Consider the following 13891-nt stretch of genomic DNA (forward strand, 5'->3'; position numbering starts at 1 on the left):
TATACACACTGGGGAAGCACGTTGTTTAAACCTCATCGCTTTGTTCCAAAGACGGTTGTAGCCGCGGCAATCGCCGCGCATGGGCTGGCAGCTCACGCGACGACACCTTTTGTGGTGAAGGACATTCGAATCGAAGGGCTGCAACGGGTCGAGCCCGGCACGGTGTTCTCCTATCTGCCCATCAAGCAAGGCGATACGTTTACCGACGAGAAGGCTTCCGAAGCCATCCGCGCACTGTACGCAACGGGCTTCTTCAACGACGTGAAGATCGCCACGGAAGGCGACGTCGTGGTAGTGCAGGTACTCGAGCGTCCCGCCATCGGCACGATCGATTTCTCCGGTCTGCATGAATTCGAGAAAGACAACCTGATCAAGGCGCTGCGCTCGGTCGGTCTGTCGCAAGGCCGCTATTACGACAAGGCGCTCGTCGACAAGGCCGAGCAGGAACTGAAGCGCCAGTATCTGACGCGCGGCTTCTACGCTGCTGAAGTCACGACTACGATCACGCCGATCGATCGCAACCGTGTTGCGGTCCTGTTCGCCGTGATCGAAGGTCCGAGCGCGAAGATCCGCCAGATCAACTTCATCGGTAACAAGTCGTTCAGCACGGGCACGCTGCGCGACGAAATGCAGTTGTCCACGCCGAACTGGTTCTCCTGGTACACGAAGAACGACCTGTACTCGAAGGAAAAGCTCACGGGCGACCTCGAGAACGTGCGCTCGTACTACCTGAATCGCGGTTACCTCGAGTTCAACATCGAGTCGAACCAGGTGTCGATCACGCCGGACAAGAAGGACATGTATCTGACGGTGACGCTGCACGAAGGCGAGCCGTACACGATCAACAGCATCAAGCTCGCGGGCAATCTGCTCGATCGCGAAGCCGAGCTGAACAAGCTGATCAAGATCAAACCGGGCGACAAGTTCTCTGCTGAAAAGCTGCAGGCCACGACCAAGGCTATCGTCGACAAGCTCGGTGAATACGGCTACGCGTTCGCTACGGTGAACGCGCTGCCGCAGATCGACCAGGAACATCACAAGGTCGACCTGACGCTGCAGGTCGATCCGAGCCGCCGCGTGTACGTGCGCCGCATCAACGTGGTCGGCAACACGCGTACGCGTGACGAAGTCGTGCGCCGTGAAATGCGCCAGCTCGAAAGCTCGTGGTTCGATTCGAACCGCCTCGCGCTGTCGAAGGACCGTATCAACCGTCTCGGTTACTTCACGGACGTGGACGTGACCACGGTGCCCGTGGAAGGTACGCCTGACCAGGTGGACGTCGACGTGAAGGTCGCCGAAAAGCCGACGGGCGCGATCACGCTGGGCGCGGGCTTCTCGTCGACGGACAAGGTGGTGCTGTCGGCAGGCGTGTCGCAGGACAACGTGTTCGGTTCGGGTACCAGCCTCTCGGTGAACGTGAACACCGCGAAGACGTACCGTACGCTGACGGTCACGCAGGTCGACCCGTACTTCACGGTCGACGGCATCAAGCGCATTACCGACGTCTACTACCGTACGTACGAGCCGCTGTACTACTCGACGGATTCGAGCTTCCGTATCGTCACGATGGGTGGCGACCTGAAGTTCGGCATTCCGTTCTCGGAAGTGGACACGGTGTACTTCGGTGCGGGCTTCGAGCAGAACACGCTCGACGTCGATGCGAACACGCCGCAAGCGTACAAGAACTACGTGCAGGATTTCGGCCGCGTGTCGAACAACGTGCCGCTGACAGTAGGCTGGTCGCGCGACGCGCGTGACAGCGCGCTGGTACCGAGCCGCGGTTACTTCACGCAGGCCAATGCCGAATACGGCACGCCGATCGGCGGCACCGAGTACTACAAGGCCGACTTGCAGGCGCAGTACTATTACTCGTTCTCGCGCGGCTTCGTGCTCGGCTTCAACGTGCAGGGCGGCTACGGTAACGGTATCGGCAACGCGTACCCGATCTTCAAGAACTACTACGCGGGTGGTATCGGCTCCGTGCGTGGCTATGAACCGAGCTCGCTGGGTCCGCGCGACAAGGTCACGAACGACCCGATCGGCGGTAACAAGATGTTCGTCACCAACGTCGAACTCACGTTCCCGCTGCCGGGTACGGGCTATGACCGCACGCTGCGTGTGTTCACCTTCCTCGACGCCGGTAACGTCTGGGGCGATTCGCGTCAGGGCGGCGACACGACGGTCGGCTCGAACGGCCTGCGCTACGGTTATGGTGTGGGTCTCGCGTGGATTTCGCCGATCGGACCGCTCAAGCTGTCGCTGGGCTTCCCGGTCCAGAAACACACGGGCGACCAGTATCAGAAGTTCCAGTTCCAGATCGGTACCGCGTTCTGATCGCGCGCGCCGGAACTGGAACCCATTACAGCATCGAGAGGATGACTTTGCTAACTGGTATGTTTTCGAAACGTGTGGCGTGTGCGATGGCTCTGGCCATGACGCTCGGCGTGGGCGCGGTGCAAGCCGCGCAGGCGCAGGAAGCGCGCATCGCCGCGGTGAATTCGGATCGCATCCTGCGTGAATCGTCGGCGGCGAAAGCGGCGCAGACCAAGCTCGAGGCGGAGTTCGCGAAGCGCGACAAGGATCTGCAGGACATGGCGCAGCGTCTGAAGTCGATGTCCGACTCGCTCGACAAGAACGGCGCGTCGATGTCGCCGGCCGATCGCGCACAGAAGCAGCGCGACCTGTCGCAGCTCGACACGGACTTCCAGCGCAAGCAGCGCGAATTCCGTGAGGATCTGAACCAGCGCCGCAACGAGGAACTGGCTGCCGTGCTCGATCGCGCGAACAAGGTCATCAAGCAGATCGCCGAGCAGCAGCACTACGATCTGATCGTGCAGGAAGCGGTCTACGTCAGCCCGCGCATCGACATCACCGATCAGGTGCTGAAGGCACTGGCAGCGTCGGGCAATTGAAGCCGGAACGGACGGCGCCCGCGGCAGCCGTCCGGCGCACTTCCTCCGGCGCGCGCGACGGACATAGCGCGCAGGTTAGGTAACTGAACAGCAGGAGCAGTACACGCATGGCATTCACGCTCGAGGAGATCGTCCAGCAGTTCGGCGGAGAGATCGTCGGCGATCGCGCGCACCGCGTCGGCAATCTGGCGCCGCTCGATCAGGCTGGCCCCGATCAACTGGCGTTTCTCGCCAATCCGAAGTATCTGGCGCAGGTCGAGACGACCCGCGCCGGCGCCGTGCTGATCAATGCGGCGGATCTCGAGAAGGTCACGTCGCGCGACGGCCGTAACTTCATCGTCACGTCGAATCCCTACGCGTATTTCGCGCGTCTCGCGCAGGCCTTCATCGATATGGCCACGCCGAAGGCGAAGCCCGGCGTGCATCCGAGCGCAACCATCGATCCGTCCGCGCAAATCGCCGCGAGCGCCGTGATCGGCCCGAATGTGACGGTCGAAGCGGGAGCGACGATTGGCGAGAACGTGCGCCTCGACGCGAACGTGTTTATCGGCCGCGGCACCCGGATCGCCGATGGCTCGCCTCTTTACCCGAACGTCGCCGTGTATCACGGCTGCAAGATCGGCGAACGCGCGATCATTCATGCGGGCGCCGTGATCGGCTCGGATGGCTTCGGCTTCGCGCCCGACTTTGTCGGCGATGGCGAGGCGCGCACGGGCAGTTGGGTCAAGATTCCGCAGGTCGGCGGCGTGTCGATCGGGCCGGACGTCGAAATCGGTGCGAATACCACCATCGACCGCGGCGCGATGGCCGATACTGTCATCGACGAATGCGTGAAGATCGATAATCTCGTGCAGATCGGCCATAACTGCAAGATCGGCGCCTACACGGTGATCGCGGGTTGCGCGGGCATCGCGGGCAGCACGACGATTGGCCGCCACTGCATGATCGGCGGCGCGGTCGGTATTGCCGGCCACGTCACGCTGGCCGACTATGTCATCGTCACCGCGCAGTCGGGTGTGTCGAAGTCGCTTGGCAAGCCCGGCATGTACACGAGCGCATTCCCGGCCGTCAATCATGCCGACTGGAACAAGAGCGCCGCATTGATGCGCAACCTCGACAAGCTGCGCGATCGCATCAAGGCACTCGAAGCCGCCGTTGCCAGCGCCTCCGGAGACAAGGCGTAAGCAGCGCGGGCACGACAGGCATCACATAGCACCATCGTAATCGAGCGCCGGCGCGCGCGGCCCCCAAAAACGCGCGCAACCGGCACAGGAACGGGCAGCAGGGCTGCGTCATCGTCAATCTGACCCCTGCACCCAGCATTCGCAGTCATCATCGCGCAACCCCTGCGTGAGCAGAAACACCATGAGCACCGAAAAAATCAATCTCGACATTCACAAGATTCTCACGCTGCTGCCGCATCGCTATCCGATCCTGCTGGTCGATCGGGTGCTCGAACTCGAGCCGCACAAGAGCATCAAAGCGCTGAAGAATGTGTCGATCAACGAACCGTACTTCATGGGTCACTTCCCGAAGCGCCCCGTGATGCCGGGCGTGCTGATTCTGGAAGCGCTCGCGCAGACGGCAGCGCTGCTGACCTTCGCGGAAGAGCCGCATGACCCGGACAACACGCTGTATCTGTTCGTCGGCATCGACAATGCGCGCTTCAAGCGCGTGGTCGAACCGGGCGACCAGCTGATGCTGAACGTCACGTTCGAGCGCCATATGCGCGGCATCTGGAAGTTCAAGGCACGCGCCGAAGTGGACGGTCAGGTGGCGGCGGAAGCCGACCTGATGTGCGCAGTGCGCCAGACGGACAGCGAATAAATGCCGGCGGCCGGGCGGCCTTTGATGGTCACGTCCGGTAACACGCAGGGCAGAACAATCGACACCTCGAGCGGTCACAAGATGGGTTGCATCCGTGACCGCTTCAACGCGCCGGATGACGCCGCAGCGTCATCCGCGCCATGTAACTGATACGCGGAAATACAAGCGAGGGCGCATGAGCAGGATTCATCCTACTGCGATCATCGAATCGGGCGCACAGCTCGACGAATCGGTCGAAATCGGACCGTACGCCATTGTCGGCGCGAACGTCACGATCGGCGCTCGCACGACAGTCGGTTCGCACAGCGTGATCGAAGGCTATACGACAATCGGCGAAGACAACCGCATCGGCCATTACGCGTCGGTCGGCGGTCGTCCGCAGGACATGAAGTACAAGGACGAGCCGACGAAGCTCGTGATCGGCAACCGCAACACGATCCGCGAGTTCACCACGATCCACACGGGCACCGTGCAGGACAAGGGCATCACCACGCTCGGCGACGACAACTGGATCATGGCTTACGTGCACATCGGCCACGACTGCCAGATCGGCAACAACGTGATCCTGTCGAGCAACGCGCAGATGGCGGGCCACGTGATCATCGGCGATCACGCGATTGTCGGCGGCATGTCGGGCGTGCACCAGTTCGTGCGCATCGGCGCGCATTCCATGCTTGGCGGCGCGTCGGCGCTCGTGCAGGACATCCCGCCGTTCGTGATCGCGGCGGGCAACAAGGCCGAGCCGCACGGCATCAACGTCGAAGGGCTGCGTCGCCGCGGCTTCTCTCCGGATGCGATTTCGGCGCTGCGCTCGGCGTATCGTCTGCTGTACAAGAACGGCCTGTCGCTGGAAGAAGCGAAGGTGCAGTTGCGCGAACTCGCTTCGGCGGGCGGCGACGGCGACGAGCCGGTTAGCGCGCTGGTCGACTTCGTCGAGCAGTCGCAGCGCGGCATCATCCGCTAACCGATGCCGTTGCCTACCAGTCCGCTACGGCTCGCAATGGTGGCCGGCGAGCCGTCGGGCGATCTGCTGGCGGCGTCGCTGCTGGACGGGCTCGCGGCCCGTCTGCCCGAGACCACGCAGTATTTCGGCATCGGCGGCCCGCGCATGATCGCGAAGGGCTTCGACGCGCATTTTCCGATGGAAAAGCTGTCGGTACGCGGTTACGTCGAAGCGCTGAAGCATATCCCCGAAATTCTCGGCATCCGCAACGAACTGAAGCGGCAACTGCTGGCTGAGCCGCCGTCGGTGTTCATCGGCGTGGATGCGCCCGATTTCAACTTCGGCCTCGAGCATCCGCTGCGCGATGCGGGCATTCCGACCATCCATTTCGTCTGCCCGTCGATCTGGGCGTGGCGCGGCGGCCGCATCAAGAAGATCGTCAAAGCCGTCGATCAGATGCTGTGCGTGTTCCCGTTCGAAAAGGCGCTGCTCGAGAAATCGGGCGTAAAGGCGACTTACGTTGGGCATCCGCTCGCTGACGAAATCCCGCTCGATCCGGATATGGCCGGCGCGCGCCGCACGCTCGGGCTGCCGGAAAGCGGCCCGGTGATCGCGGTGCTACCGGGCAGCCGGCGTGCGGAAATCGCGCTGATCGGCCCGACGTTCTTCGATGCGATGGAACTGATGCTGCAACGCGAGCCGGGCGTGCGTTTCGTGATGCCGGCCGCGACGCCGGCGCTGCGCGAACTGCTCAAACCGCTGGTCGACGCGCATCCGAAGCTGCCGCTGACGTTGACGGACGGCAACGCGCAAGTCGCGATGACAGCCGCCGACGCGATTCTCGTGAAAAGCGGCACGGTCACGCTGGAAGCGGCGTTGCTGAAAAAGCCGATGGTGATTTCGTACAAGGTGCCCTGGCTGACGGGACAGATCATGCGTCGTCAGGGTTATTTGCCGTACGTCGGCCTGCCGAACATTCTGGCCGGGCGCTTCGTCGTGCCGGAAATCCTGCAGCATTTCGCAACGCCCGAAGCACTGGCCGATGCCACGTTGACCCAGTTGCGCGATGACGCAAACCGGCGCACGCTGACGGAAATTTTCACCGAGATGCACCACGTGCTGAAGCAGAACACCGCGCAGCGGGCGGCGGAAGCCGTCGTCGAAGTGATCGAAACGCGCCGGGGACGTCCATGACCCGCAAGGCAGCCGCAAAGACCGCGCAGCAGAACGGCTTCGATTTTTCGTCGCCGGAAGACATTGTGTGCGGTGTCGACGAAGCGGGGCGCGGTCCGCTGGCCGGCCCGGTGGTCGCAGCTGCCGTGATTTTCGATCCGTCGAAGCCGCGCATTCGCGGTCTCGACGATTCGAAAGCGCTGACGGCGAAAAAGCGCGACGAGCTGTACGAGAAGATCATCGAGCGTTCGCTGGCGTATTGCATTGCGTCGGCGTCCGTCGAGGAAATCGATTCACTGAACATCCTGCACGCGACCATGCTGGCGATGAAGCGGGCCGTCGAAGGTCTGAAGGTCGCGCCGACGCTCGCGAAGATCGACGGCAACCGGTGTCCTACGCTGAGCATTCGCAGCGAAGCGATTATTAGCGGCGATGCGCTCGTGCCGTGCATTTCGGCGGCGTCGATTCTTGCCAAAGTGACCCGCGACCGGATGCTGCTCGAATTGCATCAGATGTTCCCGGTGTACGGCTTCGATGCGCACTCGGGCTACGGCACGCCACAGCATCTGACGGCGCTGCGCGAACATGGTCCGTGTGAGCATCACCGGCGTTCGTTTGCACCAGTGCGCGAGGCGCATCTGCGGTTCGGGACAACGATTCCGTTAGCGCAAGGTGTCGTAGTCGTGCCGCCTGCTGCAGCCGACGACAGCGTGCCGTTCTGATAACGCGCACACCACGATCAAGCGCCCACGGGCGCTTTTCTTTTCACCGTTTTATTTTTCGTACCGATACGGTCGTCGCTGCCAGTGAAAGCCATCACCTCCCGGGATAATCCGCTCTACAAGCGTCTGAAGGCATTGGCCGGCTCGACGCATCAACAGCGCAAGAGCGGACACGCGCTGCTCGAAGGGGTTCACCTCGCGAGCGCGTATCTCGATGTCGCCGGCCAGCCGGAAACCTGTGTTGTCACGGAAGGCGCGCTGCGTCACGACGAAGCGCAGGCCATCGTCGCGCGTATCGACGAACGGCGCATCGTTACGTTGCCGGATGCGTTGTTTGGGCAACTGTCGAACGTCGTGCACGGCGTCGGCATGCTGCTGGTCGTCGACAAACTCGATCTGCCATTGCCGGAGCGCGTAACGCAAAGCTGCGTCGTGCTCGACGGTGTGCAGGATGCGGGCAATGTGGGTTCGATCCTGCGTAGTGCGGCGGCGGCGGGCATCGGTCATGTGTTCTGTGCGCCGGGTACCGCGTACGCATGGTCGTCAAAAGTGCTGCGCTCGGGGATGGGCGCGCATTTCCTGCTGCAGATTCACGAAGATGTCGAGCCGCAGATGCTGATCGAACGGCTCGATGTGCCCGTTGCCATCACGGATTCGCACGGTGCCGAAGCGATTTACGACACGGATCTCAAGGGTCCGGTGGCGTGGGTGTTCGGCAATGAAGGGGCGGGCGTGTCGCAGCCCTGGCGTGACGCGGTGACGTATCGCGTGACGATTCCGCAGCCGGGCGGGATGGAATCTCTGAATGTTGCGGCGGCCGCCGCCGTGTGTCTCTTCGAGCAGTGCCGGCAGCAGCGCGCCGCCGGCTGACCTCACTGCGTCATCAATACGCCGAACGATCCAGCTTGATTTCCTGCAGGATCGTCGTCGCGATTTCCTCGATCGACTTGTGCGTCGACGAGAGCCACTTGATCCCTTCACGCCGCATCATCGTCTCGGCTTCATTGATCTCGTAGCGGCAGTTTTCGATTGCCGCGTACTTGCTGCCCGGACGCCGCTCATTGCGGATTTCCGACAGCCGCTGCGGATCGATCGACAGCCCGAACATCTTCGTGCGATGCGCGAGCAGCGGCGTCGGCAGCTTGCCGCGCTCGAAGTCTTCGGGAATCAGCGGATAGTTTGCCGCCTTCACCCCATATTGCATCGCCAGGTAGAGGCTGGTCGGCGTTTTGCCGCTGCGTGACACGCCCACCAGAATGACATCGGCATCTTCCAGATTGCGGTTCGACTGGCCGTCGTCGTGTGCGAGCGAGAAGTTGATCGCCTCGATCCGGTTCTTGTATTCCTCGGTGTCCGCGTTCTGGTGGCCACGGCCCATCGCGTGGCTCGACTTCAGTTCCAGCTCCTGTTCGAGCGGCTCGACGAAGGTCTGGAACATGTCCAGCACGAGCGCATTCGAATCCTTCACGATCTGGTTCGACGCGCTGTTCACGAGCGTCGTAAAGACGATCGGGCGGCGGCCTTCGTGATGCGCGGCTTCGTTGATCTTTTCGAGGGTGGCGTAGGCCTTTTCCGTCGAATCGACGAACGGCACGCGGACCAGGCGGAATTTCTGGTCGAACTGGGAGAGGATCGAGTGCGCGAAGGTTTCGGCAGTAATCCCGGTACCGTCGGAGACGATGAATACGGTGGGCGGCATCAGTGGGCAGGGAACGTGAGCAGCAAGCGCCGCTCGAAATCAGACATTGCCGCGTCGCGCGCTGCCCGGTGGCTGGCCGGAAACTTGCAACGGCGCTTCTGGGGCGCAGTGTGCGCCGTTCTGGCGCATTTCTCGGCCGACTGTCACATTTTGAGAGTCGGCACGGTAGAATAGCGGCAACCTGTTGGATAAGCAATTGCAGCGAAATCGGGTGTAACTATCTGTTATCGCACTTTGATTACGTTGTGATTTGTTCGTAACTTGCATGGCTACGCGGCAAGTTCGTGCAATCTCTCGCTTCGTCGGACTTCGTGCGGTGCACAAATGCCACGTGCGATTGCTTCTCCAACAGGTTGTGCAAGGCACGGGTTCACGCTTCCAATGAGCGCCCCGTGTTCAAGCCCACTTGCGCAATCGTGTATTTTTTCCACACTTAGGGGCTTGTATGACTAACGCAGTTAACGTTGCTAAGGATCAGGCGTATGTAGTTCCATTCGAGCAGTTGCGAATGACCGACGTGGAAATCGTCGGTGGCAAGAATGCTTCGCTCGGCGAGATGATCAGTCAGCTCGCTGAAGCCGGCGTTCGCGTGCCGACGGGCTTCGCCACGACGGCGCTCGCCTTTCGCGACTTCCTGCATCACAACAACCTGACCGAACGCATCGCCCAACGTCTCGAGACGCTCGACGTCGACGACGTGAAGGCGCTCGCCGCTGCGGGCAAGGAAATCCGTCAATGGATCGTCGACGCTCCGATGCAAGAGCGTCTCGAACAGGAAATCCGCGCCGCGTTCGACACGCTGTCGAAGAGCTCGCCTGAAGAGCTGTCGTTTGCCGTGCGTTCGTCGGCGACGGCGGAAGACCTGCCCGACGCATCGTTTGCCGGTCAGCAGGAAAGCTACCTGAACGTGGTCGGCATCGAAGACGTGCTCGATCGCATGAAGCACGTGTTCGCGTCGCTCTACAACGACCGCGCTATCTCCTATCGTGTCCACAAGGGCTTCACGCATGCTGAAGTCGCGTTGTCGGCGGGCGTGCAGCGCATGGTGCGCTCGGACGTCGGCGCTGCAGGCGTGATGTTCACGCTCGACACGGAATCCGGCTTCAAGGACGCGGTCTTCATCACGTCGAGCTACGGCTTGGGCGAAACCGTCGTGCAAGGCGCGGTGAACCCGGACGAGTTCTACGTCTTCAAGACCACGCTTGCGCAGAACAAATACCCGATCATCCGTCGCTCGATCGGCTCGAAGCTTATCAAGATGGAATTCACGAAGGCAGGCGAAGAAGGCCGCGTGAAGACCGTCGACGTGCCGCACGAGCAGCGCAACCGCTACTCGATCACCGACGAAGACGTGATCGAACTGGCGAAGTACGCCGTCATCATCGAAAAGCACTACCAGCGTCCGATGGACATCGAGTGGGGCAGGGACGGCCGCGACGGCAAGATTTTCATTCTGCAGGCGCGTCCGGAAACGGTGAAGAGCCAGGGCGGCAACAAGGCCGAGCAGCGCTTCAAGCTGAAGGGCCAGTCGCAGGTGCTGGCAACGGGCCGTGCAATCGGCCAGAAGATCGGCGCGGGCCCCGTGCGCGTGATTCACGATCCGTCGGAAATGGAGCGCGTGCAACCGGGCGACGTGTTGGTCGCCGACATGACCGACCCGAACTGGGAACCCGTGATGAAGCGCGCAGCCGCGATCGTCACGAATCGTGGCGGCCGTACGTGCCACGCGGCGATCATCGCGCGTGAACTGGGCGTCCCTGCCGTGGTCGGTTGCGGCGATGCATCGGACGTGCTGAAGGACGGCGCGCTGGTGACGGTGTCGTGCGCGGAAGGCGACGAAGGCAAGATCTACGACGGTCTGCTCGAAACGGAAGTGACGGAAATCCAGCGCGGCGAACTGCCGGAAATCCCCGTCAAGATCATGATGAACGTCGGCAATCCGCAACTCGCCTTCGACTTCGCGCAACTGCCGAACAAGGGCGTGGGTCTGGCGCGTCTGGAATTCATCATCAACAACAACATCGGCGTTCACCCGAAGGCGATTCTCGAGTACCCGAACATCGAGCAGGACCTGAAGAAGGCGGTCGAAAGCGTCGCGCGCGGTCATGCATCGCCGCGTGCGTTCTATGTCGACAAGCTGACGGAAGGTATCGCGACGATCGGCGCGGCGTTCTATCCGAAGCCCGTGATCGTGCGTCTGTCGGACTTCAAGTCGAATGAGTACAAGAAGCTGATCGGCGGTTCGCGCTACGAGCCGGATGAAGAAAACCCGATGCTGGGCTTCCGCGGCGCGTCGCGTTACATCGCGGAAGACTTCGCGCAGGCGTTTGAGATGGAATGCATCGCGCTCAAGCGCGTGCGTGAAGAGATGGGCCTCGACAACGTCGAGATCATGGTGCCGTTCGTGCGTACGCTGAAGCAGGCGGAGCGCGTGGTCGGTCTGCTGGCGAAGTACGGCCTCAAGCGCGGCGAAAACGGCCTGCGCCTGATCATGATGTGCGAAGTGCCGTCGAACGCGATTCTCGCCGAAGAGTTCCTGCAGTACTTCGACGGCTTCTCGATTGGCTCGAACGACCTGACGCAGCTGACGCTGGGTCTGGACCGCGACTCGGGCATGGAACTGCTCGCCGTCGATTTCGACGAGCGCGACCCTGCCGTCAAGTTCATGCTCAAGCGCGCGATCGACACGTGCCTGCGCCTGAACAAGTACGTCGGTATTTGCGGCCAGGGCCCGTCGGATCACCCCGACTTCGCCGAGTGGCTGACGAAGGAAGGCATCGCGTCGATCTCGCTGAATCCGGCCACGATCATCGAGACGTGGCAGAACCTGGCGAAAGTCACGAAGTAAGCATTGCGCATCAATTCGTGGAGGCGCGCAAAACGTGCCTCTGCGAACGATCATATCTGAACGCTTCATGCTATAAACACCTCGGTTGCTCCGGGGTGTTTTGCTTTGTGGAGGCGAAAGTGTTCCAAAGTGGATTGTTCTGGTGGATCGGCGCCGGCGTGCTGGTCGTGCTCGAACTGATGCACGGCACGTTCTATCTGCTGATGGTGGCGCGCGGCTTCCTGGCAGCGGGGCTGGCGCGCCTGGCGGGTCTCGACCTGTCGCTGCAGATGGGCATTGCGGCGGCCGTCGCACTCGCGGCGATGCTGTTGCTGCGCAAATCGCGCTTCGGGCGCAAGACAAGGACGCGGGCCGAAGCCGCGCGCAACCCTGACGTGAATCTCGATATCGGCTCGACGCTGACGGTACCCACGTGGCGCGACGGACGCGCGCGCACCAGCTATCGCGGTGCATCATGGGACGTCGAACTGACGCCTGGCGAGCCGGAAGACTCGAACCTGTACGAAATCACGGCGGTACACGGCAACTGTCTTGTCGTCGTCGCGAGCCGGCGAGCGGCGGCGGCCAGAGCCTGATCGTCGTCGGAAACGGATGCTCGCGTCGGACCGGCGCGACTTGAGCGCGTTAAAACGCGTACAACAATTCAAAAACAGAGTGGGGGTGCAGGAATGGAACCGTCGAGCATCGTTGGACTCGTGTTGCTGATCGTCGTGATCGTGGTTGCCGCGCAGACGATCAAGATCGTGCCGCAGCAGCACGCGTGGGTGATGGAGCGCCTGGGGCGTTATCACGCGACGCTCACGCCTGGCTTGAGTTTCGTGCTGCCGTTTATCGACAGGATTGCTTACAAGCAGGTGCTGAAGGAAATCCCCCTCGACGTGCCGAGCCAGGTTTGCATCACGCGTGACAACACGCAGTTGCAGGTGGATGGCGTGCTGTATTTTCAGGTCACAGATCCGATGAAGGCGTCGTACGGATCGAGCAATTTTGTGTTCGCGATCACGCAGTTGTCGCAGACCACGTTGCGATCGGTGATCGGCAAGCTGGAGCTCGACAAGACCTTCGAGGAGCGCGACTTCATCAATCACTCGATCGTGTCGGCGCTCGACGAAGCGGCGTCGAACTGGGGCGTGAAGGTGTTGCGCTACGAGATCAAGGATCTGACGCCGCCGAAGGAGATTCTCCACGCGATGCAGGCGCAGATTACTGCTGAGCGCGAGAAGCGGGCGCTGATTGCGGCGTCGGAAGGGCGCAAGCAGGAGCAGATCAATATCGCTTCGGGTGGCCGCGAGGCGGCGATCCAGAAGTCCGAGGGCGAGCGGCAGGCGGCAATTAACCAGGCGCAGGGGCAGGCGGCTGCGATTCTTGCCGTGGCCGAGGCTAATTCACAGGCGATTCAGAAAATCGCGGCAGCGATTCAGTCTACGGGCGGGATGGAGGCTGTGAATCTTAAGGTTGCCGAACAGTATGTGAATGCTTTTGGGAATCTGGCGAAGGCCGGCAATACGCTTATTGTGCCGGGCAACATGGCCGACATGAGTTCGATGATTGCGTCGGCGTTGGCGATTGTTAAGGGGCCGGCGAAGCCGGTGGGGTAGATTTTTTTGCCTTCGGCGGTTGGTGGGGTTTTGGGTTTGGTTTTTGTTTTTGCTTTTGCTGGCGTCCGCTTGATGTTAGTGGTCTGCTAGCGTTGCCCCTGTGCGGGGCGGCCCCTACTTTTCTTTGCAGCGGCAAAGAAAAGTAGGCAAAAGAAAGCCGCTGACCACC

Annotated in this window: 12 protein-coding genes; 11 read left to right on the plus strand and 1 reads right to left on the minus strand. The window is 61.6% G+C overall.

Features of this window, described 5'->3' with window-relative positions:
• Positions 1–21 precede the first annotated feature (21 nt).
• The 8 genes from bamA (at position 22) to DK391_RS14445 (ending at position 8447) form a co-directional block, all read left to right on the plus strand.
• Positions 22–2334, plus strand: coding sequence for an outer membrane protein assembly factor BamA (gene bamA / locus DK391_RS14410; RefSeq protein ID WP_109478638.1), 2313 nt, complete (start codon positions 22–24; stop codon positions 2332–2334).
• A gap of 47 nt (positions 2335–2381) precedes the next feature.
• Positions 2382–2912, plus strand: coding sequence for an OmpH family outer membrane protein (locus DK391_RS14415; protein ID WP_204117363.1), 531 nt, complete (start codon positions 2382–2384; stop codon positions 2910–2912).
• Positions 2913–3019: 107 nt separating this feature from the next.
• Complete coding sequence (gene lpxD / locus DK391_RS14420) at positions 3020–4096, plus strand: UDP-3-O-(3-hydroxymyristoyl)glucosamine N-acyltransferase (RefSeq protein WP_109478640.1); 1077 nt, start codon at positions 3020–3022, stop codon at positions 4094–4096.
• A 181-nt stretch (positions 4097–4277) separates the two neighbouring features.
• Entirely contained in the window at positions 4278–4739 is a 462-nt protein-coding gene (gene fabZ, locus DK391_RS14425; RefSeq protein WP_109478641.1) for a 3-hydroxyacyl-ACP dehydratase FabZ, read from the plus strand.
• A gap of 175 nt (positions 4740–4914) precedes the next feature.
• A complete protein-coding gene (gene lpxA, locus DK391_RS14430; RefSeq protein WP_109478642.1) occupies positions 4915–5703 on the plus strand; it encodes an acyl-ACP--UDP-N-acetylglucosamine O-acyltransferase in 789 nt (262 codons plus the stop codon).
• Between the two features lie 3 nt (positions 5704–5706).
• A complete protein-coding gene (lpxB, locus tag DK391_RS14435) occupies positions 5707–6876 on the plus strand; it encodes a lipid-A-disaccharide synthase (RefSeq protein WP_109478643.1) in 1170 nt (389 codons plus the stop codon).
• Positions 6873–7577, plus strand: coding sequence for a ribonuclease HII (gene rnhB / locus DK391_RS14440; RefSeq protein WP_109478644.1), 705 nt, complete (start codon positions 6873–6875; stop codon positions 7575–7577). Before lpxB ends, rnhB begins: the two co-directional genes overlap by 4 nt.
• An 84-nt stretch (positions 7578–7661) precedes the next feature.
• Positions 7662–8447 carry an RNA methyltransferase gene (locus DK391_RS14445; RefSeq protein ID WP_109478645.1) on the plus strand — a complete coding sequence of 262 codons (786 nt, stop codon included), beginning with the start codon at positions 7662–7664 and terminating at the stop codon, positions 8445–8447.
• 13 nt (positions 8448–8460) lie between these two features.
• On the opposite strand, the gene DK391_RS14450 is transcribed toward DK391_RS14445, so the two are convergent.
• Positions 8461–9276 carry a pyruvate, water dikinase regulatory protein gene (locus DK391_RS14450; protein ID WP_109478646.1) on the minus strand — a complete coding sequence of 272 codons (816 nt, stop codon included), beginning with the start codon at positions 9274–9276 and terminating at the stop codon, positions 8461–8463.
• Positions 9277–9721: 445 nt separating this feature from the next.
• Here DK391_RS14450 and ppsA point away from each other — a divergent pair, with 445 nt between their 5' ends.
• The 3 genes from ppsA to DK391_RS14465 all read left to right on the plus strand — a co-directional run bounded on the left by ppsA (position 9722) and on the right by DK391_RS14465 (position 13722).
• Positions 9722–12124 carry a phosphoenolpyruvate synthase gene (gene ppsA / locus DK391_RS14455; RefSeq protein ID WP_109478647.1) on the plus strand — a complete coding sequence of 801 codons (2403 nt, stop codon included), beginning with the start codon at positions 9722–9724 and terminating at the stop codon, positions 12122–12124.
• Positions 12125–12243: 119 nt separating this feature from the next.
• Positions 12244–12699 (plus strand): NfeD family protein, encoded by a 456-nt coding sequence (locus DK391_RS14460; RefSeq protein ID WP_109478648.1) that lies wholly within the window; start codon positions 12244–12246, stop codon positions 12697–12699.
• Positions 12700–12792: 93 nt separating this feature from the next.
• Positions 12793–13722 carry a stomatin-like protein gene (locus DK391_RS14465; protein WP_109478649.1) on the plus strand — a complete coding sequence of 310 codons (930 nt, stop codon included), beginning with the start codon at positions 12793–12795 and terminating at the stop codon, positions 13720–13722.
• The last annotated feature ends 169 nt before the right edge of the window (positions 13723–13891 follow it).

It is taken from the genome of Paraburkholderia sp. C35 (genome assembly GCF_003121405.1).
Lineage (GTDB): Bacteria > Pseudomonadota > Gammaproteobacteria > Burkholderiales > Burkholderiaceae > Paraburkholderia.

What these genes read in the sequence shown, in the direction of transcription:
- lpxB (WP_109478643.1), top strand. Translation starts at nt 5,707, where the DNA reads ATGCCGTTGCCTACCAGTCCGCTACGGCTCGCAATGGTGGCCGGCGAG.
- ppsA (WP_109478647.1), top strand. Translation starts at nt 9,722, where the DNA reads ATGACTAACGCAGTTAACGTTGCTAAGGATCAGGCGTATGTAGTTCCA.
- DK391_RS14450 (WP_109478646.1), bottom strand. Translation starts at nt 9,276, where the DNA reads ATGCCGCCCACCGTATTCATCGTCTCCGACGGTACCGGGATTACTGCC.
- lpxA (WP_109478642.1), top strand. Translation starts at nt 4,915, where the DNA reads ATGAGCAGGATTCATCCTACTGCGATCATCGAATCGGGCGCACAGCTC.
- fabZ (WP_109478641.1), top strand. Translation starts at nt 4,278, where the DNA reads ATGAGCACCGAAAAAATCAATCTCGACATTCACAAGATTCTCACGCTG.
- rnhB (WP_109478644.1), top strand. Translation starts at nt 6,873, where the DNA reads ATGACCCGCAAGGCAGCCGCAAAGACCGCGCAGCAGAACGGCTTCGAT.
- lpxD (WP_109478640.1), top strand. Translation starts at nt 3,020, where the DNA reads ATGGCATTCACGCTCGAGGAGATCGTCCAGCAGTTCGGCGGAGAGATC.
- DK391_RS14465 (WP_109478649.1), top strand. Translation starts at nt 12,793, where the DNA reads ATGGAACCGTCGAGCATCGTTGGACTCGTGTTGCTGATCGTCGTGATC.